This window comes from Streptomyces sp. NPDC015345 (assembly GCF_043078805.1).
Lineage (GTDB): Bacteria > Actinomycetota > Actinomycetes > Streptomycetales > Streptomycetaceae > Streptomyces.
Genome location: NZ_JBIBTX010000003.1, coordinates 707,397 through 731,818, shown reverse-complemented (window position 1 = coordinate 731,818; position 24,422 = coordinate 707,397). Strand labels below are relative to the sequence as shown.

Genomic DNA, 24,422 nt, shown 5'->3' with positions numbered 1-24,422 from the left:
GGTGGTGCACGTTCTGCCTGGTGTTCCGAGTGCGCGGTCCTATCGTTCCATCGTCGCTCGCATCGCGGACGAAGAAACCTGCCGTAACGGCGTGCCAGCTATGGTGGCTCCAACAGCACGGCGACTGGCGCACGGGGAATGAACCCCGAGGAAGCCGTGCGAGGCAGAACCTTCGAGGTGCCGCCCGCCTGGGCACCCCGGGACCACGACCGGACACTCACCGCTCGCCCCGGAGGACGCCATGACTCTCCCTTCCTCTTCCGCTCAGCATCACCCCGCCCTCGCCGCCGAGGACCCGGAACTCGCCGCCCTCGTCGGCGCCGAGGAGCAGCTCCAGGCCGACACGCTGCGGCTGATCCCCAGCGAGAACTACGTCTCCTCCGCCGTCCTCGAAGCCTCCGGCACCGTCCTTCAGAACAAGTACAGCGAGGGCTACCCGGGCCGCCGCTACTACGAGGGCCAGCAGAACATCGACCCCGTCGAGCTCCTGGCCGTGGCTCGCGCCAAGGCCGTCTTCGGCGTCGAGCACGCCAACGTCCAGCCCTACTCCGGCTCCCCCGCCAACCTCGCCGTCTACCTCGCCTTCGCCGAGCCCGGCGACACCGTGATGGGCATGGCCCTGCCCATGGGCGGCCACCTCACCCACGGCTGGGGCGTCTCCGCCACCGGCAAGTGGTTCCGCGGCGTGCAGTACGGCGTCCGCCAGGACACCGGGCTCATCGACTTCGACGAGGTCCGCGACCTCGCCCTGAAGGAACGCCCCAAGCTGATCTTCTGCGGTGGCACCGCCCTCCCTCGCACCATCGACTTCGCCGCCTTCGCCGAGATCGCCCGCGAGGCGGGGTCCGTCCTGGTCGCCGACATCGCGCACATCGCCGGCCTGATCGCGGGCGGCGCCCACCCGTCACCGGTGCCGCACGCCGACGTGATCTCCACGACGACCCACAAGACCCTGCGCGGCCCGCGCGGCGCCATGCTCATGTCCCGCGAGGAGCACGCCAAGGCCATCGACAAGGCGGTCTTCCCCGGCCTCCAGGGCGGCCCGCACAACCAGACCACCGCGGCCATCGCGGTCGCCCTCCACGAGGCGTCCCGGCCCTCCTTCCGCGACTACGCCCACGCGGTCGTCGACAACGCCAAGGCCCTCGCCGAGGCCCTGCTCGCCCGCGGCTTCGACCTGGTCTCGGGCGGCACCGACAACCACCTGATCCTGATGGACCTCACCCCCAAGGACGTACCGGGCAAGGTCGCCGCCAAGGCCCTCGACCGGGCCGGGATCGTCGTCAACTACAACACCGTGCCGTTCGACCCGAGGAAGCCGTTCGACCCCTCGGGTGTCCGCATCGGCACCCCGTCCCTCACCTCCCGCGGTCTGGGCACAGAGCACATGGCGACCGTCGCCGACTGGATCGACCGCGGTGTTGCCGCCGCGGGCACCGGTGACGAGGCCGCCCTGACGAAGCTCAGGGCCGAGGTCGCCGACCTGATGTCCGCCCACCCGGCCCCGGGTCTGCCGACGGACTGACGCCCGCCCCTCACTCCCGGCGCCAGGACACCTCCTGGACGTCCACGATCTCCTGCCGGGGGCCCGGGTCCGTGACCCGAGGCTCCCGGCGCCGGAGCAGCAGCACCCCGGCGGCCCCCGCCACCGCGCCGCCGGCCGCGGCGGCGGTATCCCGGCCCTGCCGTCGGCCGAGGGGCGCCGGAGCCCTTCGGCGGCTCGGTCCTCGGCACTGTGTTCCTCGTCTCATCGGCCACCGTGTGTCCTCACACTCTTGATACACCGGACGGGTGTGATCGGTTCCCGCCCGTCCCCAGCCTGTTTCCGAGCTATGAGACTCACCTGAGAGAATGGGCCCCATGGCCTCTGAACGACCTCGTGTGCTCTCCGGAATCCAGCCCACCGCCGGCTCGTTCCACCTCGGCAACTACCTCGGCGCCGTCCGCCAGTGGGTGGCGTTGCAGGAGTCCCACGACGCCTTCTACATGGTGGTCGACCTGCACGCGATCACCGTCCCGCAGGACCCCGCCGAGCTGCGCGCCAACACCCGGCTCGCCGCCGCCCAGCTGCTCGCCGCCGGTCTCGACCCGGAGCGCTGCACGCTCTTCGTCCAGAGCCACGTGCCCGAGCACGCCCAGCTGGCCTGGGTCATGAACTGCCTCACCGGCTTCGGCGAGGCCTCCCGCATGACGCAGTTCAAGGACAAGGCCGCCAAGCAGGGCGCCGACCGCGCCTCGGTCGGCCTGTTCACGTACCCCGTCCTCCAGGTCGCGGACATCCTGCTGTACCAGGCCAACGAGGTCCCGGTCGGCGAGGACCAGCGCCAGCACGTCGAGCTCACCCGTGACCTCGCCGAGCGTTTCAACGGCCGCTTCGGGGAGACGTTCACGGTGCCGTCGGCGTACATCCTCAAGGAGACGGCGAAGATCTACGACCTTCAGGACCCGTCGATCAAGATGAGCAAGTCGGCGTCCACGCCGAAGGGGCTCATCAACCTCCTCGACGAGCCCAAGGCCACCGCCAAGAAGGTCAAGAGCGCCGTCACCGACACGGACACGGTCATCCGCTACGACGTGGCCGACAAGCCCGGCATCAGCAATCTCCTCAGCATCTACTCCACGCTCACCGGCACCGGTATCGCCGAACTGGAGCAGAAGTACACCGGCAAGGGCTACGGTGCGCTGAAGACCGACCTCGCCGAGGTCATGGTCGAGTTCGTGACCCCGTTCCGGGACCGCACCCAGGAGTACCTGGACGACCCGGAGACGCTCGACTCGATCCTGGCCAAGGGCGCGGAGAAGGCGCGTGCCGTCGCCGCCGAGACCCTCGCGCAGGCGTACGACAAGGTGGGCTTCCTGCCCGCCAAGCACTGAGCTGCACCGGACCGAGCACGACAAGCGCACCGCGCTGCCCGGAGGGCTGCGCACCCGCCCATCGACACGACGACAGGAGTACGACGTGGGGACCGTAACGATCGGCGTCTCGATCGCGGTCCCGGAGCCACACGGCAGCCTGCTCCAAGAGCGGCGCGCGGGCTTCGGGGACCCCGCGGCGCACGGCATCCCCACCCACGTCACCCTGCTGCCTCCTACTGAGGTGGAGGCTTCCGCGCTGCCCGCGGTCGAGGCGCATCTCCTCTCGGTCGCGGCGGCCGGTCGCTCCTTCCCGATGCGTCTGTCCGGGACGGGCACCTTCCGCCCGCTGTCGCCCGTCGTCTACGTACAGGTGGTGTCGGGCGCGGCGGCCTGCTCCTGGTTGCAGGAGCAGGTGCGGGACGCGTCGGGGCCGATGGCGCGCGAACTGCAGTTCCCCTACCACCCGCATGTCACCGTGGCGCACGGCATCGCCGAGGAGGCCATGGACCGGGCGTACGAGGAGCTTTCGGAGTACGAGGCCGAGTGGTCCTGCACCGGCTTCGCCCTGTACGAGCAGGGTTCCGACGGCGTCTGGCGCAAGCTGCGCGACTTCGACTTCGGCGGCGGCCCGATGGTGCCCCCGCAGACGCCCTCCCCGGCCGCCCGGGGCACGCTGCCCGCTCACTGACCGGGGGCGCCGCGGTGGCCGCCCTCAGATCGGCAGCCGCCGGAACACCTGCCTCGGCACGTGCCGCAGCGCCGCCATGACCACCCGCAGCGCTCCGGGCACCCACACCGTCTCCGAGCGGCGCCGCAGGCCGGTCTCGATGGCCTCCGCCACCGCCTCCGGAGTGGTCGCCATGGGGGCCTCCTCCAGGCCCGCCGTCATCTTCGAGCGCACGAAGCCGGGTCGGACCACCATCACGTGCACCCCGGTGCCGTACAGCGCGTCGCCGAGGCCCTGGGAGAAGGTGTCAAGGCCCGCCTTGCTGGAGCCGTAGATGAAGTTCGAGCGGCGTGCCCGCTCGCCCGCCACCGAGGAGAGCACCACCAGGGAGCCGTGCCCCTGGGACTGGAGCGCCCGCGCGCAGACCAGACCCGCGGAGACCGCCCCGGTGTAGTTGGTCTGGGCGACGCGGACCGCGGCCAGGGGGTCGTCCTCGTCGCGCGCCTGGTCGCCGAGGATGCCGAAGGCGAGCAGCACCATGTCGATGTCGCCCTCGGCGAAGATCTTGCCGAGGCTCTCCTCGTGGGCCTCGGAGTCGAGCGCGTCGAAGGCGACGGTGCGCGCGTCCGCACCCATGTCGCGCAGCCCGGAGGCGGCCTTCTCCAGGGCGGGGGACGGCCGTCCGGCCAGCCACACCGTACGGGTGCGGCGGGCGACGAGGCGGCGCGCGGTGGCGAGTCCGATCTCGGAGGTGCCGCCGAGGACGAGCAGGGACTGGGGGGTGCCGAAGGCGTCTTTCATGAGGTCCGGTCTCCTAGAGGGCGAGGCGGCGGGAGAGGTCCGAGCGGAACACGCCGCGCGGGTCGAGATCGGCCCGCAGCGCGCGGAAGTCGTCCAGCCGGGGGTACATGGCGGCGAGCATCTCGGGCCGCAGCCGCGAGTCCTTGGCGAGGTAGACGCGTCCGTCGGCGGCGGCCACCTCCTCGTCGAGTTCGTCGAGGAAGGCGCTGAGCCCCGGCAGGTTGGCCGGGATGTCGAGGGCGAGCGTCCAACCGGGCATCGGGAACGACAGCCAGCCCGGATCGCCCTCGCCGAAGCGCTTCAGTACGGCGAGGAAGGACGGGCAGCCGCGCTCGGAGATGCGTCGCACGACGCGGCGCAGGGCCTCCTCCTTGCCGTACCCGACGACGAATTGGTACTGCACGAAGCCGCCGCGGCCGTAGACGCGGTTCCAGTGCGGGACGCCGTCCAGCGGGTGGAAGAAAGCGGAGATCTTCTGGAGCTCACCGGTGCGCGAGCGGGGCGCCTTGCGGTACCAGAGCTCGTTGAAGAGGCTCACCGAGGTCTTGCCGAGCAGCCCCTCGGGCACGAAGGAGGGCGCGGCGGGGAGCTGCCCGGGGCGGAAGGCGAGCGGGGCTCTACGCGCGCGTGCCCGCGCCGGAAGCGCGTCCAGAGGGGCGTGGTCGCCGCGGGTCAGGACCGAGCGGCCCATGGCGGCGCCGCGCGCGAGGAGGTCGATCCAGGCCACGGAGTAGCGATAGCGGTGGTCGGTGGCGGTCAGGCGGGCCATCAAGTCGTCGAGGTCCGTGGCGCGTTCCGTGTCGACGCTCATCAAGGATGTCTCGACCGGCTGGAGTTGGATCGTCGCCGACAGGATGACGCCGGTCAGGCCCATGCCGCCCGCCGTGGCGTCGAAGAGCGGGGTGCCGGGCTCGACGGTACGGATGGTGCCGTCCGCGGTGAGCAGGTCCATCGCGAGCACGTGGCGGGAGAAGGACCCCGAGACGTGGTGGTTCTTGCCGTGGATGTCGGCGCCGATGGCTCCGCCGACCGTCACATAGCGGGTCCCTGGGGTCACCGGCACGAACCAGCCGAGGGGGAGCAGGACTTCCATCAGGCGGTGCAGGGAGACACCCGCGTCGCAGACGACCACGCCCGCCTCGGCGTCGATGGTGCGCACCCGGTCCATGCCCGTCATGTCGAAGACCGCGCCGCCCGCGTTCTGCGCCGCGTCGCCGTACGCCCGGCCGAGGCCTCTGGCGATGCCGCCGCGCTCACCGCAGTCGCGCACGGCAGCCGCGGCCTCCTCCGGTGTGCGGGGCCTCACCAGCAGGGCGGTGGTCGGGGCGGTGCGGCCCCAGCCGGAGACGGACACGGCTTCGGCCGGGGGCGGGGCGGGGGAGTCGACAGGCATGAAAATGACCGTAACGCCCCTAGAAGGGTGCTTCGCTATAGATCATCCGTACTCTCACCGAAATGGGTGATTGAGGGAGTGTCATTCAACATTGCCGGAATTATTGGCAGGTTGGCAGGTTGGCTAGACGAGTCGAGGTGCCCAGCTCTCGAACGTCGAACGTCTTCGAATGTCTTCGAAAAAGAGGCCACATGCACGACATGGACCACAGGTTGCTGTCGGCCCTGCGCGACTGCGGCACCGATCCGCGCGTGGCGACCGCCGCGCGCGTCCTCTCCTGGAGTGGTGAGCACGCCGCTCTCTGGATCGCGGCGGGGCTCGTGGGCGCCGCCGCGGACCGCGAGCGGCGCGGCGCCTGGCTGCGCGGCACGGCGCTGACCGCCGCCGCCCACCTGGCCAGCATGGGCGTCAAGCGGATCGTCCGCCGCCCACGTCCCGGCGGCACGGGGAGCGCCGAACCGCTCGTACGCACCGCGGGCCGGCACTCCTTCCCCAGCTCACACGCCACTTCGGCCGCCGCGGCCACCGTCGCGTACGGCGCGCTGCGCCCGGCCGGGGCCCGGCTCGTGCCGCCGCTGGCCGCCGCGATGTGCGTCTCCCGGATGGTCGTCGGCGTCCACTACCCCTCGGACGTCGCCGCGGGCGCGGCGCTCGGCGCGCTCACCGCGCGCGCGGGAGCCGCCTGGATGAAAGGGGGCCGCGTCGATGCCTGAACGTATCTCCACCGTCCTGGAGCGGCCCCGGCCGCCCCAGTCGTCACGCCCGGGCGCCATCGGCCTGCCGCTCGGCCTCCTGAAGACCGCGCGCCCGCGCCAGTGGGTGAAGAACGTCCTGGTCGTCGCGGCCCCCGCGGCGGCCGGTGAGCTCTTCTCGCGCCACGCCGCCGTGCAACTCGCGATCGTCTTCGGGCTGTTCACGGCCGCCGCCTCCGCCGTCTACCTGATCAACGACGCGCGGGACGCGGACGCCGACCGCGCCCACCCCACCAAGTGCCGCAGGCCGGTCGCGGCCGGGCAGGTGCCGGTACCGGTCGCCTACGTCGTGGGAGGGCTCCTCGCGGTTCTCGCGCCCACGGCCGCCGCCCTCCTGTGCACCCCGCTGACGGCCGCGCTCCTGGCCGCGTACGTCTGCATGCAACTCGCCTACTGCGTCAGCCTCAAGCACGTCCTCGTCGTCGACCTGACGATCGTCACGACCGGCTTCCTGATGCGCGCCATGATCGGCGGCATCGCGCTCGACATCCCGCTCTCGCGCTGGTTCTTGATCACCACCGGCTTCGGCGCGCTCTTCATGGTCTCCGCCAAGCGCTACTCCGAAGCCGTCCAGATGTCGGGGAGCTCCGGGAAGCTGGGCGCCACGCGCGCGTTGCTCACCGAATACACCACCGGCTACCTGCGCTTCGTATGGCAGCTGGCCGCCGGGGTCGCGGTCCTCGCGTACTGCCTGTGGGCCATGGAAGAGGGCGGCAGCGCGGCCAGCGGCAGCGTCCTGCCGTGGCGGCAGCTCTCCATGACGGCGTTCATCCTGGCGATCCTGCGCTACGCCGTCTTCGCCGACCGGGGCACCGCGGGCGAGCCCGAGGACGTCGTCCTGCGGGACAGGGCACTGGCCGTGATCGGCTTGGTGTGGGTGGCCATGTACGGGCTCGCGGTCGCGAACTGGTGAGTTTGATTCTCCGACCAGGACCGGGCGGGAGCGGACGCCGGTGAGTTGGAATTCCCTACGCGCGCGGCTGCGGTCGCTCGGGCCCGAGCTGCTCGGCTTCGCCGCCGCCGGGATCTGCGCGTACGCCGCCGACCTCGGCCTCTTCATCTGGCTGCGCGGGCCCGTGGGACTCGACCCGCTGACCGCCAAATCGCTCTCCTTCGTAGCGGGCTGCTCCGTGGCGTACGCGGGCAACGCGCTCGGCACCTACCGGCGCAAGGCGGCAGGAGTCTCACGGCTGCGCCAGTACGCGGTGTTCTTCGCCGTCAACATCGCCGGCGCCCTCGTCCAACTGCTGTGCATCGCCGTGTCCCACTACGGGCTCGGTCTCACCTCGCAGCGCGCGGACACCGTGTCGGGCGCCGGGATCGGCATGGCCCTCGCCACCGTTCTACGGTTCTGGGGAACCCGGACCCTGGTATTCCGCGTGTCGGGCGGGACTTCGGGCACGACTGACAGGACGGCAGGCAGGGAGGCGACGGAGGCGACATGGACTGGCTGAAGAAACTGCCCGGCATCGGGCCGTTCGTCGAGAAGGGCATGCGCACGCACGCGTGGCGCGCGTATGAACGGCTCGACCAGGTCCACTGGGCGCGCCTCGCGGCCGCGATGACGTTCATCAGCTTCCTGGCGCTCTTCCCACTGATCACCGTCGCCGCCGCGATCGCCGCGGCGACGCTCTCCAAGAAGCAGCAGAACACCCTGGAGAACAAGCTCGCCGAGCAGGTCCCGGGCATCTCCGACCAGCTGAACCTGGACGCCCTGGTCACCAACGCGGGCACCGTCGGCCTCGTCGCGGGCGCCCTGCTGCTCTTCACCGGCATCGGCTGGGTCGGCTCGATGAGGGAGTGCCTGCGGGCCGTCTGGGAGCTGGCGGACGAGGAGGAGAACCCCATCCTGCGCAAGGTCAAGGACGCCGGGGTGCTCATCGGGCTCGGCGGCGCGGGCCTCGCCTCGTTCGCCGCCTCCGCGCTCGCCTCGACCGCCGTCGGCCGCACCGCCGACCTCGTCGGCATCGACGAGACGGGCTGGGGCGCGGTCCTGCTCCAGGTGGCCGCCTTCGCGATCGCCGTCCTCGCGGACTTCCTGCTGCTGCTCTACGTCCTGACGCTGCTGCCCGGCGTCCAGCCGCACCGCCGCGACCTCATCACCGCGGGACTGATCGGCGCGGCCGGCTTCGAGCTGCTCAAGCTGCTGCTCGGCGGCTACATGAAGGGCGTCGCCGCGAAGAGCATGTACGGCGCCTTCGGCGTGCCCGTCGCGCTGCTCCTGTGGATCAACTTCACGGCGAAGCTGCTGCTGTTCTGCGCCGCCTGGACGGCGACGCAGAAGGAGTCACGAGCAGCGGACCGCGCCGACGTCAGTCCTGCCCCGGACGCCGGCCGGCCTGACCGGGCAGCGGCATCCGGCGCCTGACGAGGAACACGCCCCCGGCGAGCACCACGACCACACCGCCCGTGATGGCCAGCGCGGTGCCCATGCCGCCCGACCCCCCGTCGGAGGAGTGCGTCATGTTCGCGGCGGCGCCGTTCTTGCCGTCACCGCCCGGTGCGCCCTTGCCGGCGCCCGTGGCACCCTTCGGCGCGACCAGCTCACCCACCGGCTCGACCTTGCCCGCGGCCTTGAAGCCCCAGTCGAAGAGCCGCTCGGTCTCCTTGTAGACCGCGTGGGCCTCTCCGGAGGAGGGGTTCATGACGGTGACAAGGAGGACCTTGCCGTCGCGCTCGGCAACACCGGTGAAGGTGTTTCCCGCGTTCGTGGTGCTGCCGTTCTTGACGCCCGCGATGCCCTTGTAGGGGCTGAGGCCGAGGTCACCGGTGAGCAGCCGGTTGGTGTTCTGGATCGCGAAGGACCCGCGCTTCGTCTTGCCCTTGTCCTTGCCCTTCTTGATCTTCTTTGTCTCTCCGGGGAACTGGGCGGTGGCCGTCGCGCAGTACTCCCTGAAGTCCTTCTTCTGAAGCCCGGAGCGGGCGAACAGCGTCAGGTCGTACGCCGAGGAGACCTGGTTCTTGGCGTCGTAACCGTCCGGCGAGACGACATGGGTGTCGAGGGCCTGGAGCTCCTCGGCGTGCTTCTGCATGTCCTTGACGGTCTGTGCGACGCCGTCGTTCATCGCGGACAGGACGTGCACCGCGTCGTTGCCGGAGCGCAGGAAGACGCCGAGCCACAGGTCGTGGACGGAGTACGTCTCGTTCTCCTTGATGCCGACCATGCTGCTGCCCGCACCGATGCCCTCCAGGTCGGAGGGTGCGACCTTGTGCTTCTGCGTCTTGGGGAACTTCGGCAGGACCGTGTCCGCGAAGAGCATCTTGAGCGTGCTCGCGGGCGGCAGCCGCCAGTGCGCGTTGTGCGCGGCGAGAACCTCGCCGGACTCCGCGTCCGAGACGATCCAGGAGCGCGCCGTGAGGTCCTTGGGCAGCACCGGGGCGTCCGCCTTGAGCTTCACCTGGGTGCCGGGCTTGCCGAGCAGGGCGCCGCCTACGGTCGACATCGAAGCGGGCGGCTTCGGCTGGTCGTCGTCACCCGGCTTGCCGTCCGCGAAAGCGGGGGCGGTGGCCGAGAGGGTCAGCACGGTCGCGGAAGCGAGCAGCAAGGCGGCTCTTCTGGTGGCAGACACGGACGAGAACGTACAGGGCGCGGCTGTGGGACCCACCGCCGAGGTGTGCTGTGTTCCGTCGGCCCCACCCCGGCGGCGGCCCACGGGAAGGCCTCGCGATACTGAACGCATGAAGCTCAGCCGCCCAGTCTCCTGGTTCCTGCTCGCCTTCGGGGTGTGGAGCTGGTTCATCTGGATCACTTTCGTCAAGAACCTGTGGAAGGACGGCAGCGGGCTCGCCTTCGACGACGCGGGCGACCCGACCGGGTACTTCTGGGTGCACCTGACGCTCGCCGTTGTCTCCTTTGTCTTGGGGACGGTGGTAGGGACCATCGGGTTCCGTGGAATCCGCGCTCTGCGCCGTACGTCATAGCCATGGCCGTTCTCGGGGTCCTCGTGGGCCTGGCCGTGCTCGCGGCCTTCGCCGCCCTCCACTGGTACGCGTGGCGCCGGCTCGTGCGCGACACGACGGCCGGGCCGGGGCGCGCCCGGCGCGCCGGCACGGTGGTCTTCGTGGCCGGGCCGCTGCTGATGTTCGCCGCGCTCGTGGCCGGACGGGCCGGTGCGCCCTTCCCGCTCCAGCGGATCCTCGCCTGGCCCGGCTATCTGTGGCTGGCCCTCTCGCTTTACCTGCTGCTGGCGTTGCTGGTGGGGGAGTTGGCGCGGCCGCTGCTGGGGTGGTGGATCCGCCGGACGCGGTCCGGGAGGGAAACGGGGCACTCCGTAGAGGGCGACCTCGTGGAGCGCGCCTCCGTAGAGGCCGCGCCCAAGGAGCCCGTCTCCGTAGAGGCCGGTTCCGAAAAGCCCGTCTCCGTAGAGGCCGCCCCCGCCGCCCCCGTCCCCACCGTTACCCCCACCCCCACCCCCACCCTCACCCCCGCTCCCTCCCGCCGCCTCTTCGTGTCCCGGGTCGTCGGGGGCGCCGTCGCTGCCGCCGCCGTGGGAACCGTCGGGTACGGGGCGTACGGCGTGCTCAGTGGGCCCAGGGTGAAGCGGGTCACCGTGCCGCTCGCCAAACTGCCGCGCGGGGCGCACGGGTTCCGGATCGCCGTCGTCAGCGACGTCCACCTCGGGCCGATCCTCGGGCGCGGCTTCACGCAGCGCGTGGTCGACACCGTCAACGCCACGCAGCCCGATCTGATCGCCGTGGTGGGCGACTTGGTGGACGGCAGCGTCGAGGACCTCGGCCCGGCCGCCGCCCCGCTCGCCGGGCTGCGGTCGCGGCACGGCGCGTACTTCGTCACGGGCAACCACGAGTACTTCTCCGGGGCCGAGCAGTGGGTCGACCACGTACGCGAACTCGGCCTGCACCCGCTGCGGAACGCCCGTACGGAGCTGCCCGGCTTCGACCTCGCCGGTGTCGACGACGTGGCGGGCGAGGACGAGGGCGAGGGACCCGACTTCGCCAGGGCCCTCGGCGACCGGGACCGCGCACGGGCCTCGGTGCTCCTCGCGCACCAGCCGGTGGTCATCCACGACGCCGTGAAGCACGGCGTCGACCTGCAACTCTCCGGCCACACCCACGGCGGCCAACTGTGGCCGGGCAACCTCGTGGCGGACCTCGCGAACCCCACGCTCGCGGGCCTGGAGCGGTACGGCGACACGCAGCTCTACGTGAGCCGGGGCGCGGGCGCGTGGGGGCCGCCGGTGCGCGTGGGGGCGCCGTCGGACATCACGGTGGTGGAGCTGGCCTCGCGGGACGCTTGAGGGGGACGGCCTCCTCGGCGGCCGGCGGGAGGCCACCCGGCCCCGGTTCCGGCTCGGCCGTGCCGACGGGCAGCGTGAACCGGCGGACGCCCGGCACCGCCGCCGTCCCCGCGCAGGCCACGCCCACGACGGCCGCGGCGATCCACAGCGGCGGGCCGGCGCCCCAGGCGTTCGCCATGAGCGGCGCCAGGACGTAACCGAGCGGCATCGCGGCCATCGAGAGCAGCCAGTCGTACGACGTGACGCGGGCCAGCACGCCGGACGGTATCGCCGCCTGCACCGACGTCGCCCAGACGGGGCTGAGGAAGCCGAGCCCGGCCTGCGCGAGTCCGTAGGCGGCGATGACGGCGGGCGCGGGGGCCTCGGCGGCGAGCAGCGCGAGCGGCAGGGCGTACGTCGCCAGGCCCAGGTTGGCCATCAGGACCGGCCGTTTGGGCCGGGCCCGTCCGGCGAGCAGGGAGCCGAGCAGCAGCCCGACCGCGCCCGCCTGGAGGATGCCGATCCACACCTCCTCGCCGCCCAACTCCTCCACGGCGAGGGCAGGACCGAGGGTCATGAGCACGGCGGCGGCGCCGTTCCAGGCGGCGTGGGCGACCAGGCTCGTCCAGTACCAGTCGCGGCGGCGCACCTCCTGCCAGCCCTCGACGAGGTCCTTGCGCAGCGAGCGGCGCGGCCCCGCGGGCGCCTCGTGACGGATGCGGACGGCCGAGAGCAGACAGGCGCTGACGGCGAAGGAGACGGCGTCCAGGACGAAGGCCCAGCCGGGGCCCGCCGAGGCGATCAGCAGCCCGGCGAGTGCGGGCCCCGCGAGCCCGGTGCCGCTCCTGACGACGCCGAACAGGGAGTTGGCGCCGTGCCGGTCCCTCTCGGCGACCGCGCCGGTGATCAGCCGCGGCAGGGTCGGCATGGCGAAGGCGGAGGCGGCGCCGCCGACGGCCTCCGCGGCGGCGATGTGCCACAACCGGGGCTCGCCGCCCAGCAGTTCGATGCCCACGAAGAGCTGTGCCCCGCAGCGCACCAGGTCGGTGACGAGGGCGACGGTACGGGCGTCGAAGCGGTCCGCGACGACTCCGCCGAGCGGCAGCAGGAGCAGCCGGGGCCCCATCGCGCAGCCGAGGACGAGGGCTAGGGCGGAGCTGGATCCGGTGGCGCGGAGCACGGCGAGGGCGAGGGCCGCGGGGATGACGGCGTCGCCGATGAGGGAGAGGGTGCGGCCGAGGAAGAGCAGCCGGAAGGGACGGTTGCCAAGGAGTGGGTGGGACCGGAGGCGGGAAAGCGGCAGCGGCATGCAGGGACAGTATTTCGCTTACGAATTATTCGTCAACGAAATATCTGGCCCCGAAGGGAAGAGGGTTAGGGTCAGTACATGGCGGAGAAGCGGCACGAGCAGGACCGGGACTGGACCGACGCTCACGTCGAGCGGTGGCTGCCGGTGCTGCCCATGCTCGACCCGGACATCGAGGGCGCGGTCACCCGCATGAGCAGGCTCACCGTCCACCTGCGCCGCGTACGCGAACAGTCCCTCGTCGACTTCGAGCTGGACCGCCAGGAGTTCGACACCCTGCACAAGCTGGCGGGCCGCGGGGGCGCCGCGAGCCCCTCGGAGCTGGCCGCGGACCTGGACCTCGCGCCGGCCTCCGTCACCGGCCGCCTGGACGGCCTGGAGCGCCGTGGCCTGGTGCGCCGTACGCCCTCGCGGAAGGACCGCCGCCGGGTCGACGTGGAGCTGACGGCGGCGGGCAGGTCGACATGGCGCGGCGCGATGGCCGTCCTCGGCCACGAGGAGGAGCGCCTGCTCGGCGCGCTCCCCGCGCGGGAGCGCGCGCTCCTGGCCGACATGCTGCGCCGGATCATGCTGGTGGCGGAGCGGGACACGGGGGCGGAGCGGGGGAGCGAGGGGTGTCGCTGACCGCCCGCCGCTTCAGGAGCTGCGCGCCAGCTCCGGCCGCTTGAGGTAGTCCGTGAAACCGATGACGTTGCCCCACGGGTCGGCGATCTCCACGGTCCAGCCGGTGGCGACGGAGAACGGCTCGGCGAGCAGCACGACCCCCGCGTCGGCGAGGGCCCGGCCCTTGGCGCGGGCGTCCGGGACCTCCAGCCATACGCGGGGTGAGGGCCACGGCGGTGTGCGCGGCACGATGCCGTCCTCCACGCGCAGCAGGACGCCCGGGGTCTCCTTGCCCACCTTCAGGATGGCGAGCCCGATCTCGTCGAGCCGGAACGAGACCGGGAACCCGGCGCGCTCGTAGAACCCGACGGCCTCGCCGAGGTCACCCACGGGAAGCAGGACGTTGTCGAAGCCGAGGAGCTCCGCGGCGGGGTCGGCGCGGCGGCCCGCGGGCGGGTCGGTGAACTGGTCAACGGACAGGCCGACCGACTGGTTGTCTGACATTCCGTCAGCGTAGGGCGGCGGCGGCGACGGGGGCGCAGGCGCGCGAGAACGGCGCCCTGAGCGCCCCCATCTGGCCCGCATCGAGGGACCGGTGCCGACGGCCGCTCAGCGGTTGATCGACTGGATCTCCTGGACGGTGACGTCCTGGGTGCCCTCGAAGGTGCCGTTGGGCAGCCGACCACCGGCACCGCCCGTGCCCTCCCAGTTGATCTCCCAGGTGATCGAGGCCTTCATCTCGTACGACTGCCCTCCGGTGGCCCGCAGGTACTTGATGCCGCACGGCGGGTCCTCCTTGGCCGAACCCTTCGTGTACGGGGTCCCGATGCCGCCGTCCTCGTCGGCCGGGCAGTCACCGTCGGCGGGGAAGGTCTCCGCGTCCGAGGTGCCGGGCTCCAGGTGGAGGCCGACCGGCTTGGCGGTGGTCTCCGCCCAGATCCCCGTGCCGGGCAGCTCGGCGCGGACCTTGACGGGCTCGAACTTGCCCTTGTCCAGCCACACCCAAGTGGGCAGGTTCACGGTCGACTTGCCCTCGGGCTTCAGCTCGACCTCGGTGTCGGGGACCTTGATCTGGTCATACGCGTACGAGGCGAGGACCTCGGGCGACGGGGCGTTCTTGATCTTCGGGACGGTACCGGCGTCCTGCCAGAAGAGGTTCTCCTCGCAGTCGTACGCCTCCGGGTCGTCCTCCATGTCCGGATTGACGACACCGCGCCAGAACTTGCCGTCCTTGCCGAGGTTGAAGTCCTTGTAGCCCTTGGCGCCGTCGGACTGGGTCTTGCCCTTCTCATAGTGGTCGACCATCAGGTCCCTGCCCCAGCTCAGCGTGGGCGTGACCGGCACGAGGTCCTTGTTGGGCTCCTTCTTGAGCCGCTCCACCGCGTCCTTGACCTGCTCGGACGTCGCCACCGGCTCGTACCAGCACGCCGGGGGCCGCCAGTTGGGGTCCACCGGCACGACGGGCTTGTTCGAGGACCCCTTGCCACCGCTGACCTGAGTGACCTCGATGCTGGTCTGCCCGGCCCCGGCCATGAGGGTGTTGCCGTTGGCCCCGCCGGAGGGGCCCGAGGGAGCCTGGTTCTCTTTGTCGCCGATGGCGTACGCCGCCGGGGTGAGGCCCACGGTGAGGGCCGCGGCCAGGAGGTACGCCCCTGCCTTCGCCGTCGCGCGCGTCACTTGCACCCGCCCGGCACCGTCTCCAGCGAAGCCGTCTGCCATACGCCGCGGGGTGACTTGGTCAGCCGGGCCCGGTACTGAAGGACGGAGTCGGGGGAGTCGGGGGTCCGCGTGACCTTTCCGCTCTTGCGGTTCTTCGTGGACGACTTGCGCTCGTCGACGCAGTAGAACAGCACGCCCGCGCCGTTGCCGGTGACATGGGCCTTGGCGTTGTAGGCCTTGATCTCGCCGATCAGGCTGTCGTCGGTCTCGACGAAGTTCTTGATCCACTCACGGGCCGTGGTGAGGGAGGCTCCCGTGTCGTAGAACGCCACCGCGTCCGAATCGGGGTCGCCGTCGATGATCGCGGCGTACTTCGCCCGCAGCTCCTCACGCCCGTCGTCGAGGATCCGCTGGAGCTTCGGATCGCTGTTCGTCCAGTTCACGAAGGTCGCCGTGAACTGCGAGGGCAGCTTGATCTCGGGCCGCTCCACTCCCTTCGGCTTCGCGCTCGCCGAAGCGGAGGCCTCGCCGCCGCCGTTGCTGTCGGCGCCCTCGATCTTGTCGGAGGCGTCGCCGCCTCCCGAACCACACGCGGCCAACAGCAGGGCCGCGGACACGGTCAGCGCGGTCGTCATGAGCCGGATCGGGCGATTCACTGTGCACTCCTGATACGTGGGGGGGGGAGGGGATAGGGCAGTGGGGGGGTACGCGTGGGCCCCGTTCCAGGCAAGGAACGGGGCCCACGGGAACGTACAGGCGAAAGCCGATCAGTAGCGGCGCGTGATCAGCGCACGCTTGACCTCCTGGATCGCCTTCGTGACCTCGATGCCACGCGGGCACGCGTCCGTGCAGTTGAACGTCGTGCGGCAACGCCACACGCCGTCCTTGTCGTTCAGGATCTCCAGGCGCTGCTCGCCCGCCTCGTCACGCGAGTCGAAGATGAAGCGGTGCGCGTTGACGATCGCGGCCGGGCCGAAGTACTGGCCGTCGTTCCAGAACACCGGGCACGAGGACGTGCAGGCGGCGCAGAGGATGCACTTCGTCGTGTCGTCGAAGCGCTCGCGGTCCTCGGCGGACTGAAGACGCTCGCGCGTCGGCTCGTTGCCCTTCGTGACGAGGAAGGGCATCACGTCGCGGTACGCCTGGAAGAACGGGTCCATGTCGACGACCAGGTCCTTCAGGACCGTCAGACCCTTGATGGGCTCGACCGTGATCGGCTTGCCCGGGTTGATGTCCTTGATCAGGGTCTTGCAGGCGAGGCGGTTCTTGCCGTTGATCCGCATGGCGTCCGAGCCGCAGATGCCGTGCGCGCAGGAGCGACGGAACGTCAGCGTGCCGTCCATGTCCCACTTGACCTTGTGGAGGGCGTCGAGGACACGCTCCTTCGGGTCGATCTCCAGCTGGAAGTCTTCCCAGGTGGCGTCCGCCGAGACCTCGGGGTTGAAGCGGCGCACGCGCAGGGTGATCGTGATGTACGGGGAGTCGGCGAAGCCCGCCTCGGGCTTGGCGTCTTCCTTCTCGAGGGTCGGGGTAGCCATCAGTACTTACGCTCCATCGGCTGGTAGCGGGTCTGGACGACCGGCTTGTAGTCGAGACGGATCGTCTCCGTGCCGTCGTCGCCGACCTCGCGGTACGCCATGGTGTGGCGCATGAAGTTGACGTCGTCGCGATTCGGGAAGTCCTCGCGGTAGTGACCGCCGCGGGACTCCTTGCGGGCCAGCGCGGACTGCGCCATGACCTCGGCGAGGTCGAGCAGGTTGCCCAGCTCGATCGCCTCGAGCAGGTCGGTGTTGAACCGCTTGCCCTTGTCCTGGATCGAGACGTTGAGGTAGCGCTCGCGCAGCTCCGCGATCTTCTCGACCGCCGTCTTGATCGTCTGCTCCGTGCGGAACACCATGACGTTGGCGTCCATGGTCTCCTGGAGCTCCTTGCGGAGCTCGGCGACCCGCTCGTTGCCCGTGGCGTCGCGCAGCCGCTCGACCTGGGAGACGACCAGCTCCTCCGGGTTCTCCGGCAGCTCGACGAAGTCGGCCTTGGCCGCGTACTCGGCGGCGGCGATGCCCGCGCGCTTGCCGAAGACGTTGATGTCCAGGAGCGAGTTGGTGCCGAGGCGGTTGGCGCCGTGCACCGACACACAGGCGACCTCGCCCGCGGCGTACAGGCCCGGGACGACCGTGGTGTTGTCCGCGAGGACCTCACCCTCGACGTTCGTCGGGATGCCGCCCATGGCGTAGTGCGCGGTCGGCTGGATCGGGATCGGGTCCGTGTAGGGCTCGATGCCGAGGTACGTGCGCGCGAACTCCGTGATGTCCGGGAGCTTGGCGTCCAGCTGCTCCGGCGGGAGGTGCGTGAGGTCGAGGTAGACGTGGTCGCCCTCGGGACCGCAGCCGCGGCCCTCACGGATCTCCGTGTAGATGGAGCGCGAGACGACGTCACGGGACGCGAGGTCCTTCATGACCGGCGCGTACTTCTCCATGAAGCGCTCGCCGTCCTTGTTGCGGAGGATGCCGCCCTCACCGCGGGCGCCCTCCGTGAGGAGGATGCCCATGCGCCAGATGCCGGTCGGGTGGAACTGGAAGAACTCCATGTCCTCCAGCGGCAGCCCGCGCCGGTAGCAGGCCGCCTGGCCGTCACCGGTGAGCGTGTGCGCGTTCGAGGTCACCTTGAAGAACTTGCCGGTGCCGCCGGACGCGTAGATCACGGACTTCGCCTGGAAGACGTGGATCTCGCCGGTCGCCAGCTCGTACGCGACGACGCCCGCGCTCTTCTTGACCCCGTCCACCTCGACGATGATCTGGTCGAGGACGTAGAACTCGTTGAAGAACTCCACACCCTCCTTGACGCAGTTCTGGTACAGCGTCTGGAGGATCATGTGGCCGGTGCGGTCCGCGGCGTAGCAGGACCGGCGCACGGCGGCCTCGCCGTGGTTACGGGTGTGACCGCCGAAGCGCCGCTGGTCGATGGTGCCGTCCGGCGTGCGGTTGAACGGCAGGCCCATCTTCTCCAGGTCGAGGACCGCGTCGATGGCCTCCTTCGCCAGGATCTCGGCGGCGTCCTGGTCGACCAGGTAGTCGCCGCCCTTGATCGTGTCGAAGGTGTGCCACTCCCAGTTGTCCTCCTCCACGTTGGCGAGCGCGGCGGCCATGCCGCCCTGCGCGGCGCCCGTGTGGGAGCGGGTGGGGTACAGCTTGGTGAGCACGGCGGTGCGGCTGCGCTTCGTCGCCTCGATGGCGGCGCGCATGCCGGCGCCGCCCGCGCCGACGATGACGGTGTCGTACTTGTGAATCTTCACTGGGGTCGCCTCGGCTTTAGCGGATGTTCGGGTCGAAGGTGAAGATCACCAGCGTGCCCAGAAGGATGGTGAACACCGTGGCGGTGTACAGCAGGCCCTTGAGCCACAGACGCGTGTTCGGGCGCTCGGCGTAGTCGTTGATGACCGTGCGCAGGCCGTTGGCGCCGTGCAGCATCGCGAGCCACAGCATCAGCAGGTCCCAGACCTGCCAGAACGGCGAGGCCCAGCGGCCGGCGACGAACGCGAAGCCGATCTTCGAGACGCCGCCGTCGAGCACCAGCTGGATCAGCAGGTGGCCGAGGACGAGGACGACGAGGACGACTCCGGACAGGCGCATGAAGAGCCATGCGGCCATCTCGAAGTTGCCGCGGGTCGAGCGCGGGGTCTTGGAGGTGCGCTTGCGGGGCGCCTCGATGAGCGGGGCCGGGTGGTCGACGTCGTAGAGCGAGGCGCCCTCGACGGGACCGACTCCGGAGGTCCCGGACGTTCCGGACTTATCGAGCGTGGTGTCAGCAGACATGTCTGGCGTCAGCTCCCGAAGACTTCGCGGACGGCGTGGCCGAGGACGGGGTAGAGCGCCCCGACCATCAGGACGACCCAGATGCCGACGACGGTCCAGAGCATCTGCTTCTGGTAGCGGGGACCCTTCGACCAGAAGTCGACGGCGATGACGCGCAGGCCGTTGAGCGCGTGGAAGAGGATGGCGGCGACCAGGCCGTACTCGAGGAGTGCGACGAGGGGCGTCTTGTAGGTGCTGACGACGTCGTCGTACGCCTCCGGGGAGACGCGGACGAGAGCGGTGTCGAGCACATGCACGAACAGGAAGAAGAAGATGAGGACGCCGGTGACTCGATGAGCCACCCAGGACCACATTCCTTCCCGGCCGCGGTACAGCGTTCCAGCCGGCACGGAAGTTCCTCCGGGAGCGGGGGTTGGGGCCGGCCGGCTTCGGTGTCGGACGAGCCCGGCCGGGTACGGTCCACCGGCCGCCCGTCATCGTATCGACGAGTTGTCGGTAGCCCTGCGCCGGGGCCGCCGGTGTGATCAAACAGGCAGTCAAACAGGCACGTACGGGCTATCGGGGCGCGAGGGCGGACGAGTGGGCTCCGTGGCGTCATCAGCGGCGATATCGGCGGTGTTTGCGCCGGTGCGGCGCAGGGTGAGGCGGGTGAGACGGCCGCGGGCCAGGCGCCGCAGTTCGTCCGCGGCGATGGCGAGTTCCTCCTCCGGATCGTTGCCGAGGCGTGACCGAAGGCCGGAGAGCAGATGGTCCAGGGCCTCGTCGGGGGCGACGTCGTCGAGGCAGATCACGAACGTGTGACCGAAGCGGCTCTCGTACGCGGCCTGGGCGGCGCGCAGCGCGGTGTGCGCGGCGGTGTACGTGGCCCGGGGCGCTCCCCACCGGGGGCCCGGCGGGTCGAGGGGTTCGCGGGCCAGTGCCTCCGTGAGGTCGGCGGGCGAGAGGTCGTACGCCGCCTCGTCGGAGGCGGCGAGCAGCGCGTCGAGGTCCGGATAGGGCCGGTGGGCGGCGACGCGGCGGGCCCAGCGCAGGCTTCCGCAGCAGGTGAGGAGGGCGGCCTCGGCCGCGCCCGGCGTGGCGGAGTTCAGCCGTTCCGGCGTGACGACGGGGGCGGCGGCGTGGGCGCCGGCGCCGGGGAGTCGGGAGGAACGGTGCGGGGACAGCGGGTGCTCCTGGGCAGGGGGCGGCTGGGACGGGCGGCGACAGGGGGAGGACGGTGCTGTTGGCGCTGGCGGTGCTGGCGGTGCTGGTGGCGTCGGTGGGAGGCGGCGCCGGTGGTACAGGTGGTGCCAGTGTGGGACGTAACGGTAGCGAGGCGGGGGAGGAGGCGTCCGATGGATGAGCGAATTTCATCCGGAAGGGAGAGTTTCGCCGCGTCGTGTGGACGGGTGCCCGCCGGGGGTGCGTCGTAGCGTGGCGTCATGGCTCTGACTTCTGGTGCTTGTGGTGTGGCGCGGGAACGACCTGTCGGGGGGCCGGGCGGTGATCCCGCCAGGACGCGGGGCGCGCCCGGGGCCCGGGGGCGGCGGTGAGGCGCGGGCCCGTCGCCGCCGCGGGCGGCGCCGTCGTCGCGGGAGCGGTCGCGCTGACCGTCGCGCTGTGGCCCGGCGGTGACGGGAGTGGCGGGAGCGGTGCGGCGGATCCGCCCCGGCCCCCGTCGGACAAGGAGTCCGCCGCCTCGCGCGCGCCGAGCCCCAGCAAGAGCTACCCCCTGTCGAAGGCCCCGGCGACCATCCCCGCCGTGCGGGAGCACACCGCCGCCCGCGGCCCTGGCTGGCGCCCCGCCGAGGGGAAGGGCCGCGTGTATGTCCGGGACGAGGACCTGGCCGACGAGGGCCGCCTGATCGCCGGCGAGCTGAAACTCCGGTACGCCGGGGAGGGACGCGCCCGCGCGGGTGACGTTGAGCTGGCGCTCACGTCCGGGGCGGACGCCGGCCCGGAGTCGTACACCCTGTCCGTGAGGGCACGGACGGTACGGATCACCGCGCCCGACGAGGCCGGTGTGTTCTACGGGACCCGCACCCTCAAGCAGGAGGTGGCGGCAGGCCGGACGGCCCCCGAGGGTGTCGTGCGGGACCGGCCCGCCAAGCCGCAGCGGGGTTTCATGCTGGACATGGCCCGCAAGCACTTCGACGTGGCGTGGATCGAGGACCGGATCCGCGATCTTGGCGACCTGAAGTTCAACCAGCTCGGCCTGCACTTCTCCGACGACCAGGCCTTCCGCATCGAGTCGGACTCGCACCCCGAGATCGTCTCCGCCGACCACCTCACCAAGGCCCAGGTGCGCGGCATCCTGAAGCTCGCCGCGAGCCGGCACATCACCGTCGTGCCGGAGATCGACTCGCCGGGCCACCTCGGCGCCGTCATCCGGGCGCACCCCTCGCTCCAGCTCCGGGACGCCCGGGGCGCCGTCGCGCGCGGCGCGGTCGACATCTCCGAGCCGAAGGCCGCGCGGATCGTCGACGACCTCCTGAAGGAGTACGCCGAGCTCTTCCCCGGCCGCTACTGGCACCTCGGCGCCGACGAGTACAGCGCCCTGACGGTCGAGAACCCCGAGGCGTCCTTCCCGCAACTGGCCGCCGCGGCCCGCGAGCGGTACGGGCCGAACGGCCGGGTGCAGGACCTGGCGACGGGGTGGCTCAACGACCGGGCCGACACCGTGCGCCCGTACGAGAAGAAGCTCAAGGCGTGGAACGACGGCTTCTTCCGGGGCGGGCGGGCCGAGGCCGCCGACGACCTGGAGGTCGCGTACTGGACGGGCAAGGAGATCGGCGCCCGCGAGCCCGTGGAGTATCTGAAGGCCGGGCGCGACCTCGTCAATTACAACGACGAGTATCTCTATTACGTCCTCGGGGAGCCCAACGAATTCCGCTATCCGACCGGGCAACGGATCTACGAGAGCTGGACCCCCCGGGTGATCCGCGGCACGCGGCCGGTGAGCGCGGAGTACGACGACCAGATCCTCGGCGGCTCCTTCGCGGTCTGGTGCGACCTGGCCCGTTCCCAGACCCAGGAGCAGGTCGCGCGGGGTATCCGTATGCCGCTGCGGGCCACCGTCCAGAAGCTCTGGGACCCGCGCACGCCCACGATTTCCTGGAGCGAATTCGTGAAACTCGCTGATACGGTCCGTTAGCCGCCGCCCGGCGCCCTGGGGAGGGACACGGACGGGCGGCTTCCTGGATACATTTGTGAACCCGTGGGGGGTCGCTCAGCGATGCTGTGCAAGGCATGTCAGTTCAATACGGCGATGACGTCGGAGGGGTACTGCGGCGTCTGCGCCCAGGCGGCCGCCGAGGCCGCCCCGCCGCCCGGTCACGCCATGGTCGGCGGGCGCCCCGCATGGCTGCGCTCGCCCGTCGGGCTCGGCCGGGCCGCCGCGGTGCTGCTCGGCGTCGTCATCGCCACCGACGTCTACTCGCTGTGGGCGGGCACCGTCATGCAGGACGTGCTGGGAAAGCTGGTCGGCGGGGAGTACGGGGCGGACATCGAGCGGGAGGCGGAGAACGCCGACGCGCTGTACGCGAACACCGGGATCGCGCAGACGGCCGCGCTGCTCGCCACCTGCGTCGTCTTCCTCGTCTGGTTCCACCGGGTGCGGGTGAACGCCGAGGTGTTCGAGCCGTACATCCACCGCAAGAAGCGTGGCTGGACGGTGTGGGGCTGGTTCGTGCCGGTCGTGAACCTCTGGTTCCCGCGGCGGATCGCCGTCGACATCTGGGACGCGAGCGCCGCCCGTGCCGTGCCGCCCCACGGCACGATGCCGCCGGACCCGGCGGAGCGCGGCTCGCACCGGCTCGTCAACGTCTGGTGGACGCTGTGGGTGGCGAACCTCTTCGCCGGGCGGTGGGCGACCCAGTCGTACATGAAGGCCGAGGAGGCCGACGAGATCAAGGCGGCCGTCGCCGACATGATGTTCACGGATGCCCTGGACATCGCGGCCGCCGTGTTCGCCATCGTCTTCGTGCTGCGGCTCACGCGCATGCAGGACACCAAGGCCCGCACCGGCCCGGACCCCGCGCGGCAGGCGGTGCCCTTCCCCGCCCCGTGACTTCCGCTCCGCTCCGCGACTTCCCCCTGTCCGGTGGCGAACTCGTCCGCCCCTGTGGTGTATTCGGCCGAGAGCGGGCAGAACAGGCAGAACGGTACGGAGTGCGACGGGGGACGCGTCATGGGCTACTGGGGGTACTACGTCGTGGGCAGGAGCGAGCAGCCGCTCGCCCGGTTCCCGGCGGTCGCGGGCGTCCGGGACGACCTGGCCCTGCTCGAACGGCGGGCCGACGGCTGGCAGGTCTGGGAGGTGCCGGGCGGCGACGGCGCGCGCGACGTCGGGAACATGAACGCGCTGGCGCTTCAGACGGGCGCGCCCGCGCTCTTCGGGTACGTGATGGACAGCGACTGCGTGGTCGTCGAGGCGGCGGCGCCCGAGAGCGGGGCATGGACGACCTGCCTGGCGCGGCGCGCGATGGCCGGCTATCTCGGCGACGGCGGGCTGACCGTGGAGGACTACTTCCTGGAGCCGCCCGACGCCGCCGCACGCGCGGTCGCCTGGGCCGCCGAGGCGGGCCGCACGGTGCGGGCCCGGGCGCTCCTCGACGTGCTGAACGCCGACGCCGAACCCTCGGCGGAGGAGCTCTTCTTCCGTTTCCTCGACCGGCTCGGTGTCGTGCCGCAGTGACGGCAGTGACGTTCCCGGCGCAGCGCACGCAGTAAGGGTGAAGCGCAGGGTCCGTGACGGGAGACGTACAGCATGAGCCTGGTGGAGCTGATCGCGCAGGCCGACGACCGGGGCCTCGCGGCCAGTGGGCTTGCCTGCCTCGACCGCTGCGTGCCGGTGCTCGGCGGCGACGACGACCTGTTGCGGCCCCTGTGGGCGCGGCTCGCGGAGGGCGGTGACTGGGGTGAGGCACTGGCCGGGGCCCGGTCCGCGCTCACGCCCCCGGCGGACGCGGGCGGACCGTCGGACGAGGCCGCCGCGCTGGCCCGGCGCATGCTCGACGCCGTCCCCTCGGCGCACTCGGGCCCGGCGGTACGGGAGTGGGCGGACGGCTGCTCCGTCGCGGCCCTCCAGGTCCACCGCCTGCTGGACACCGCGCCCTGGGGCGGGGCCCGCCCCGTGTCGGCGCGCCGCGAGGGCCGCACGGACGGCATGACACCGCTGGTCGAGGCCGAACTGCGGCGCCAGATCCAGATCCTGGAGCTCCTGGCCAACAAGGGCGCGGGACCGGCGGGCGGCCTGCGACAGGCGCTGGACGTCTCCCTGGAGGGGCGGCGGGTGCTGCGGGCGGTGGTGTCGCGGCGGGCGCGGGGTACGGCTGACGGCTGACGGTGCTCAGGCCGCG

General features: G+C 71.4%; 26 protein-coding genes and 1 riboswitch. Of the genes, 14 read left to right on the top strand and 12 right to left on the bottom strand.

Features of this window, described 5'->3' with window-relative positions; genetic code table 11:
- The first annotated feature begins 110 nt into the window (after positions 1–110).
- A riboswitch (ZMP/ZTP riboswitch) is annotated at positions 111–201 on the top strand.
- Between the two features lie 40 nt (positions 202–241).
- From glyA to ACF062_RS15680, 3 genes are all read left to right on the top strand, one after another.
- Positions 242–1,525, top strand: coding sequence for a serine hydroxymethyltransferase (glyA, locus tag ACF062_RS15690; RefSeq protein ID WP_392138453.1), 1,284 nt, complete (start codon positions 242–244; stop codon positions 1,523–1,525).
- A 335-nt stretch (positions 1,526–1,860) separates the two neighbouring features.
- Positions 1,861–2,874: a tryptophan--tRNA ligase gene (gene trpS, locus ACF062_RS15685; protein ID WP_392138451.1), complete on the top strand. Its 1,014-nt coding sequence runs from the start codon at positions 1,861–1,863 to the stop codon at positions 2,872–2,874.
- An 85-nt stretch (positions 2,875–2,959) separates the two neighbouring features.
- Positions 2,960–3,544: a 2'-5' RNA ligase family protein gene (locus ACF062_RS15680; RefSeq protein ID WP_223776319.1), complete on the top strand. Its 585-nt coding sequence runs from the start codon at positions 2,960–2,962 to the stop codon at positions 3,542–3,544.
- Between the two features lie 24 nt (positions 3,545–3,568).
- On the opposite strand, the gene ACF062_RS15675 is transcribed toward ACF062_RS15680, so the two are convergent.
- Positions 3,569–4,324 (bottom strand): decaprenylphospho-beta-D-erythro-pentofuranosid-2-ulose 2-reductase, encoded by a 756-nt coding sequence (locus tag ACF062_RS15675; RefSeq protein ID WP_392138449.1) that lies wholly within the window; start codon positions 4,322–4,324, stop codon positions 3,569–3,571.
- 13 nt (positions 4,325–4,337) lie between these two features.
- Positions 4,338–5,717 carry an FAD-binding protein gene (locus tag ACF062_RS15670; RefSeq protein ID WP_392138447.1) on the bottom strand — a complete coding sequence of 460 codons (1,380 nt, stop codon included), beginning with the start codon at positions 5,715–5,717 and terminating at the stop codon, positions 4,338–4,340.
- 191 nt (positions 5,718–5,908) lie between these two features.
- Here ACF062_RS15670 and ACF062_RS15665 point away from each other — a divergent pair, with 191 nt between their 5' ends.
- From ACF062_RS15665 to ACF062_RS15650, 4 genes are read left to right on the top strand one after another with little or no spacing between them, the layout of a single operon-like run.
- Positions 5,909–6,430: a phosphatase PAP2 family protein gene (locus tag ACF062_RS15665; RefSeq protein ID WP_392138445.1), complete on the top strand. Its 522-nt coding sequence runs from the start codon at positions 5,909–5,911 to the stop codon at positions 6,428–6,430.
- On the top strand, positions 6,423–7,382 hold the full coding sequence (locus ACF062_RS15660; RefSeq protein WP_223776322.1) for a decaprenyl-phosphate phosphoribosyltransferase: 960 nt from the start codon (positions 6,423–6,425) through the stop codon (positions 7,380–7,382). Before ACF062_RS15665 ends, ACF062_RS15660 begins: the two co-directional genes overlap by 8 nt.
- A 40-nt stretch (positions 7,383–7,422) precedes the next feature.
- Positions 7,423–7,923, top strand: a complete 501-nt coding sequence (locus tag ACF062_RS15655) for a GtrA family protein (RefSeq protein ID WP_392138443.1) — start codon at positions 7,423–7,425, stop codon at positions 7,921–7,923.
- Entirely contained in the window at positions 7,911–8,837 is a 927-nt protein-coding gene (locus ACF062_RS15650) for a YihY/virulence factor BrkB family protein (protein ID WP_392138442.1), read from the top strand. The genes ACF062_RS15655 and ACF062_RS15650 overlap by 13 nt, the downstream gene beginning before the upstream one ends.
- Here ACF062_RS15650 and ACF062_RS15645 read toward each other — a convergent pair.
- Positions 8,782–10,209: a D-alanyl-D-alanine carboxypeptidase gene (locus tag ACF062_RS15645; protein ID WP_392138440.1), complete on the bottom strand. Its 1,428-nt coding sequence runs from the start codon at positions 10,207–10,209 to the stop codon at positions 8,782–8,784. The two genes, ACF062_RS15650 and ACF062_RS15645, sit on opposite strands and share 56 nt — an antisense overlap.
- Here ACF062_RS15645 and ACF062_RS15640 point away from each other — a divergent pair.
- Together ACF062_RS15640 and ACF062_RS15635 are read left to right on the top strand one after the other, a co-directional pair.
- Positions 10,148–10,390, top strand: a complete 243-nt coding sequence (locus ACF062_RS15640; RefSeq protein ID WP_125514575.1) for an SCO4848 family membrane protein — start codon at positions 10,148–10,150, stop codon at positions 10,388–10,390. The genes ACF062_RS15645 and ACF062_RS15640 overlap by 62 nt on opposite strands.
- A 2-nt stretch (positions 10,391–10,392) precedes the next feature.
- Entirely contained in the window at positions 10,393–11,724 is a 1,332-nt protein-coding gene (locus tag ACF062_RS15635) for a metallophosphoesterase (RefSeq protein WP_392138438.1), read from the top strand.
- Here ACF062_RS15635 and ACF062_RS15630 read toward each other — a convergent pair.
- Entirely contained in the window at positions 11,690–13,012 is a 1,323-nt protein-coding gene (locus ACF062_RS15630; protein WP_392138436.1) for an MFS transporter, read from the bottom strand. The genes ACF062_RS15635 and ACF062_RS15630 overlap by 35 nt on opposite strands.
- Positions 13,013–13,090: 78 nt before the next feature.
- Here ACF062_RS15630 and ACF062_RS15625 point away from each other — a divergent pair, with 78 nt between their 5' ends.
- Positions 13,091–13,633 carry a MarR family winged helix-turn-helix transcriptional regulator gene (locus tag ACF062_RS15625; protein WP_392138434.1) on the top strand — a complete coding sequence of 181 codons (543 nt, stop codon included), beginning with the start codon at positions 13,091–13,093 and terminating at the stop codon, positions 13,631–13,633.
- A gap of 12 nt (positions 13,634–13,645) precedes the next feature.
- Here ACF062_RS15625 and ACF062_RS15620 read toward each other — a convergent pair whose 3' ends face one another.
- The 8 genes from ACF062_RS15620 to ACF062_RS15585 form a co-directional block, all read right to left on the bottom strand.
- Positions 13,646–14,116 carry a VOC family protein gene (locus tag ACF062_RS15620; RefSeq protein ID WP_223776329.1) on the bottom strand — a complete coding sequence of 157 codons (471 nt, stop codon included), beginning with the start codon at positions 14,114–14,116 and terminating at the stop codon, positions 13,646–13,648.
- Between the two features lie 105 nt (positions 14,117–14,221).
- On the bottom strand, positions 14,222–15,295 hold the full coding sequence (locus ACF062_RS15615) for a hypothetical protein (RefSeq protein WP_392138433.1): 1,074 nt from the start codon (positions 15,293–15,295) through the stop codon (positions 14,222–14,224).
- Positions 15,286–15,927 (bottom strand): hypothetical protein, encoded by a 642-nt coding sequence (locus ACF062_RS15610; RefSeq protein ID WP_392138431.1) that lies wholly within the window; start codon positions 15,925–15,927, stop codon positions 15,286–15,288. The genes ACF062_RS15615 and ACF062_RS15610 overlap by 10 nt, the downstream gene beginning before the upstream one ends.
- A 111-nt stretch (positions 15,928–16,038) precedes the next feature.
- Entirely contained in the window at positions 16,039–16,809 is a 771-nt protein-coding gene (locus ACF062_RS15605; protein WP_223776332.1) for a succinate dehydrogenase iron-sulfur subunit, read from the bottom strand.
- Positions 16,809–18,563: a succinate dehydrogenase flavoprotein subunit gene (sdhA, locus tag ACF062_RS15600; protein WP_392138429.1), complete on the bottom strand. Its 1,755-nt coding sequence runs from the start codon at positions 18,561–18,563 to the stop codon at positions 16,809–16,811. Before sdhA ends, ACF062_RS15605 begins: the two co-directional genes overlap by 1 nt.
- 16 nt (positions 18,564–18,579) lie before the next feature.
- Positions 18,580–19,083 carry a succinate dehydrogenase hydrophobic membrane anchor subunit gene (locus ACF062_RS15595; RefSeq protein ID WP_230902399.1) on the bottom strand — a complete coding sequence of 168 codons (504 nt, stop codon included), beginning with the start codon at positions 19,081–19,083 and terminating at the stop codon, positions 18,580–18,582.
- 8 nt (positions 19,084–19,091) lie between these two features.
- Positions 19,092–19,472, bottom strand: a complete 381-nt coding sequence (sdhC, locus tag ACF062_RS15590; protein ID WP_076684883.1) for a succinate dehydrogenase, cytochrome b556 subunit — start codon at positions 19,470–19,472, stop codon at positions 19,092–19,094.
- A gap of 147 nt (positions 19,473–19,619) precedes the next feature.
- Complete coding sequence (locus ACF062_RS15585) at positions 19,620–20,171, bottom strand: 2-oxo-4-hydroxy-4-carboxy-5-ureidoimidazoline decarboxylase (protein WP_392138890.1); 552 nt, start codon at positions 20,169–20,171, stop codon at positions 19,620–19,622.
- Between the two features lie 440 nt (positions 20,172–20,611).
- Between ACF062_RS15585 and ACF062_RS15580 the strand changes: the two genes are divergently transcribed.
- From ACF062_RS15580 to ACF062_RS15565, 4 genes are all read left to right on the top strand, one after another.
- Positions 20,612–22,216 (top strand): glycoside hydrolase family 20 protein, encoded by a 1,605-nt coding sequence (locus ACF062_RS15580; RefSeq protein WP_392138426.1) that lies wholly within the window; start codon positions 20,612–20,614, stop codon positions 22,214–22,216.
- Positions 22,217–22,330: 114 nt separating this feature from the next.
- A complete protein-coding gene (locus tag ACF062_RS15575; RefSeq protein WP_392138424.1) occupies positions 22,331–23,131 on the top strand; it encodes a DUF4328 domain-containing protein in 801 nt (266 codons plus the stop codon).
- 120 nt (positions 23,132–23,251) lie between these two features.
- The gene (locus tag ACF062_RS15570; protein ID WP_392138423.1) at positions 23,252–23,758 is read left to right on the top strand and encodes a hypothetical protein; all 507 of its coding nucleotides are present in this window, start codon (positions 23,252–23,254) and stop codon (positions 23,756–23,758) included.
- 72 nt (positions 23,759–23,830) lie between these two features.
- Positions 23,831–24,406, top strand: a complete 576-nt coding sequence (locus ACF062_RS15565; protein ID WP_392138421.1) for a hypothetical protein — start codon at positions 23,831–23,833, stop codon at positions 24,404–24,406.
- Positions 24,407–24,422 lie beyond the last annotated feature (16 nt).

Bases quoted from the DNA above. Each gene is read 5' to 3' on its own strand.
- glyA (WP_392138453.1), top strand. From the start codon at position 242: ATGACTCTCCCTTCCTCTTCCGCTCAGCATCACCCCGCCCTCGCCGCC.
- trpS (WP_392138451.1), top strand. From the start codon at position 1,861: ATGGCCTCTGAACGACCTCGTGTGCTCTCCGGAATCCAGCCCACCGCC.
- ACF062_RS15675 (WP_392138449.1), bottom strand. From the start codon at position 4,324: ATGAAAGACGCCTTCGGCACCCCCCAGTCCCTGCTCGTCCTCGGCGGC.
- ACF062_RS15670 (WP_392138447.1), bottom strand. From the start codon at position 5,717: ATGCCTGTCGACTCCCCCGCCCCGCCCCCGGCCGAAGCCGTGTCCGTC.
- ACF062_RS15665 (WP_392138445.1), top strand. From the start codon at position 5,909: ATGCACGACATGGACCACAGGTTGCTGTCGGCCCTGCGCGACTGCGGC.
- ACF062_RS15660 (WP_223776322.1), top strand. From the start codon at position 6,423: ATGCCTGAACGTATCTCCACCGTCCTGGAGCGGCCCCGGCCGCCCCAG.
- ACF062_RS15650 (WP_392138442.1), top strand. From the start codon at position 7,911: ATGGACTGGCTGAAGAAACTGCCCGGCATCGGGCCGTTCGTCGAGAAG.
- ACF062_RS15640 (WP_125514575.1), top strand. From the start codon at position 10,148: ATGAAGCTCAGCCGCCCAGTCTCCTGGTTCCTGCTCGCCTTCGGGGTG.
- ACF062_RS15645 (WP_392138440.1), bottom strand. From the start codon at position 10,209: ATGAACCAGCTCCACACCCCGAAGGCGAGCAGGAACCAGGAGACTGGG.
- ACF062_RS15635 (WP_392138438.1), top strand. From the start codon at position 10,393: ATGGCCGTTCTCGGGGTCCTCGTGGGCCTGGCCGTGCTCGCGGCCTTC.
- ACF062_RS15630 (WP_392138436.1), bottom strand. From the start codon at position 13,012: ATGCCGCTGCCGCTTTCCCGCCTCCGGTCCCACCCACTCCTTGGCAAC.
- ACF062_RS15625 (WP_392138434.1), top strand. From the start codon at position 13,091: ATGGCGGAGAAGCGGCACGAGCAGGACCGGGACTGGACCGACGCTCAC.
- ACF062_RS15620 (WP_223776329.1), bottom strand. From the start codon at position 14,116: ATGTCAGACAACCAGTCGGTCGGCCTGTCCGTTGACCAGTTCACCGAC.
- ACF062_RS15605 (WP_223776332.1), bottom strand. From the start codon at position 16,809: ATGGCTACCCCGACCCTCGAGAAGGAAGACGCCAAGCCCGAGGCGGGC.
- ACF062_RS15595 (WP_230902399.1), bottom strand. From the start codon at position 19,083: ATGTCTGCTGACACCACGCTCGATAAGTCCGGAACGTCCGGGACCTCC.
- ACF062_RS15575 (WP_392138424.1), top strand. From the start codon at position 22,331: ATGACGTCGGAGGGGTACTGCGGCGTCTGCGCCCAGGCGGCCGCCGAG.
- ACF062_RS15570 (WP_392138423.1), top strand. From the start codon at position 23,252: ATGGGCTACTGGGGGTACTACGTCGTGGGCAGGAGCGAGCAGCCGCTC.
- ACF062_RS15565 (WP_392138421.1), top strand. From the start codon at position 23,831: ATGAGCCTGGTGGAGCTGATCGCGCAGGCCGACGACCGGGGCCTCGCG.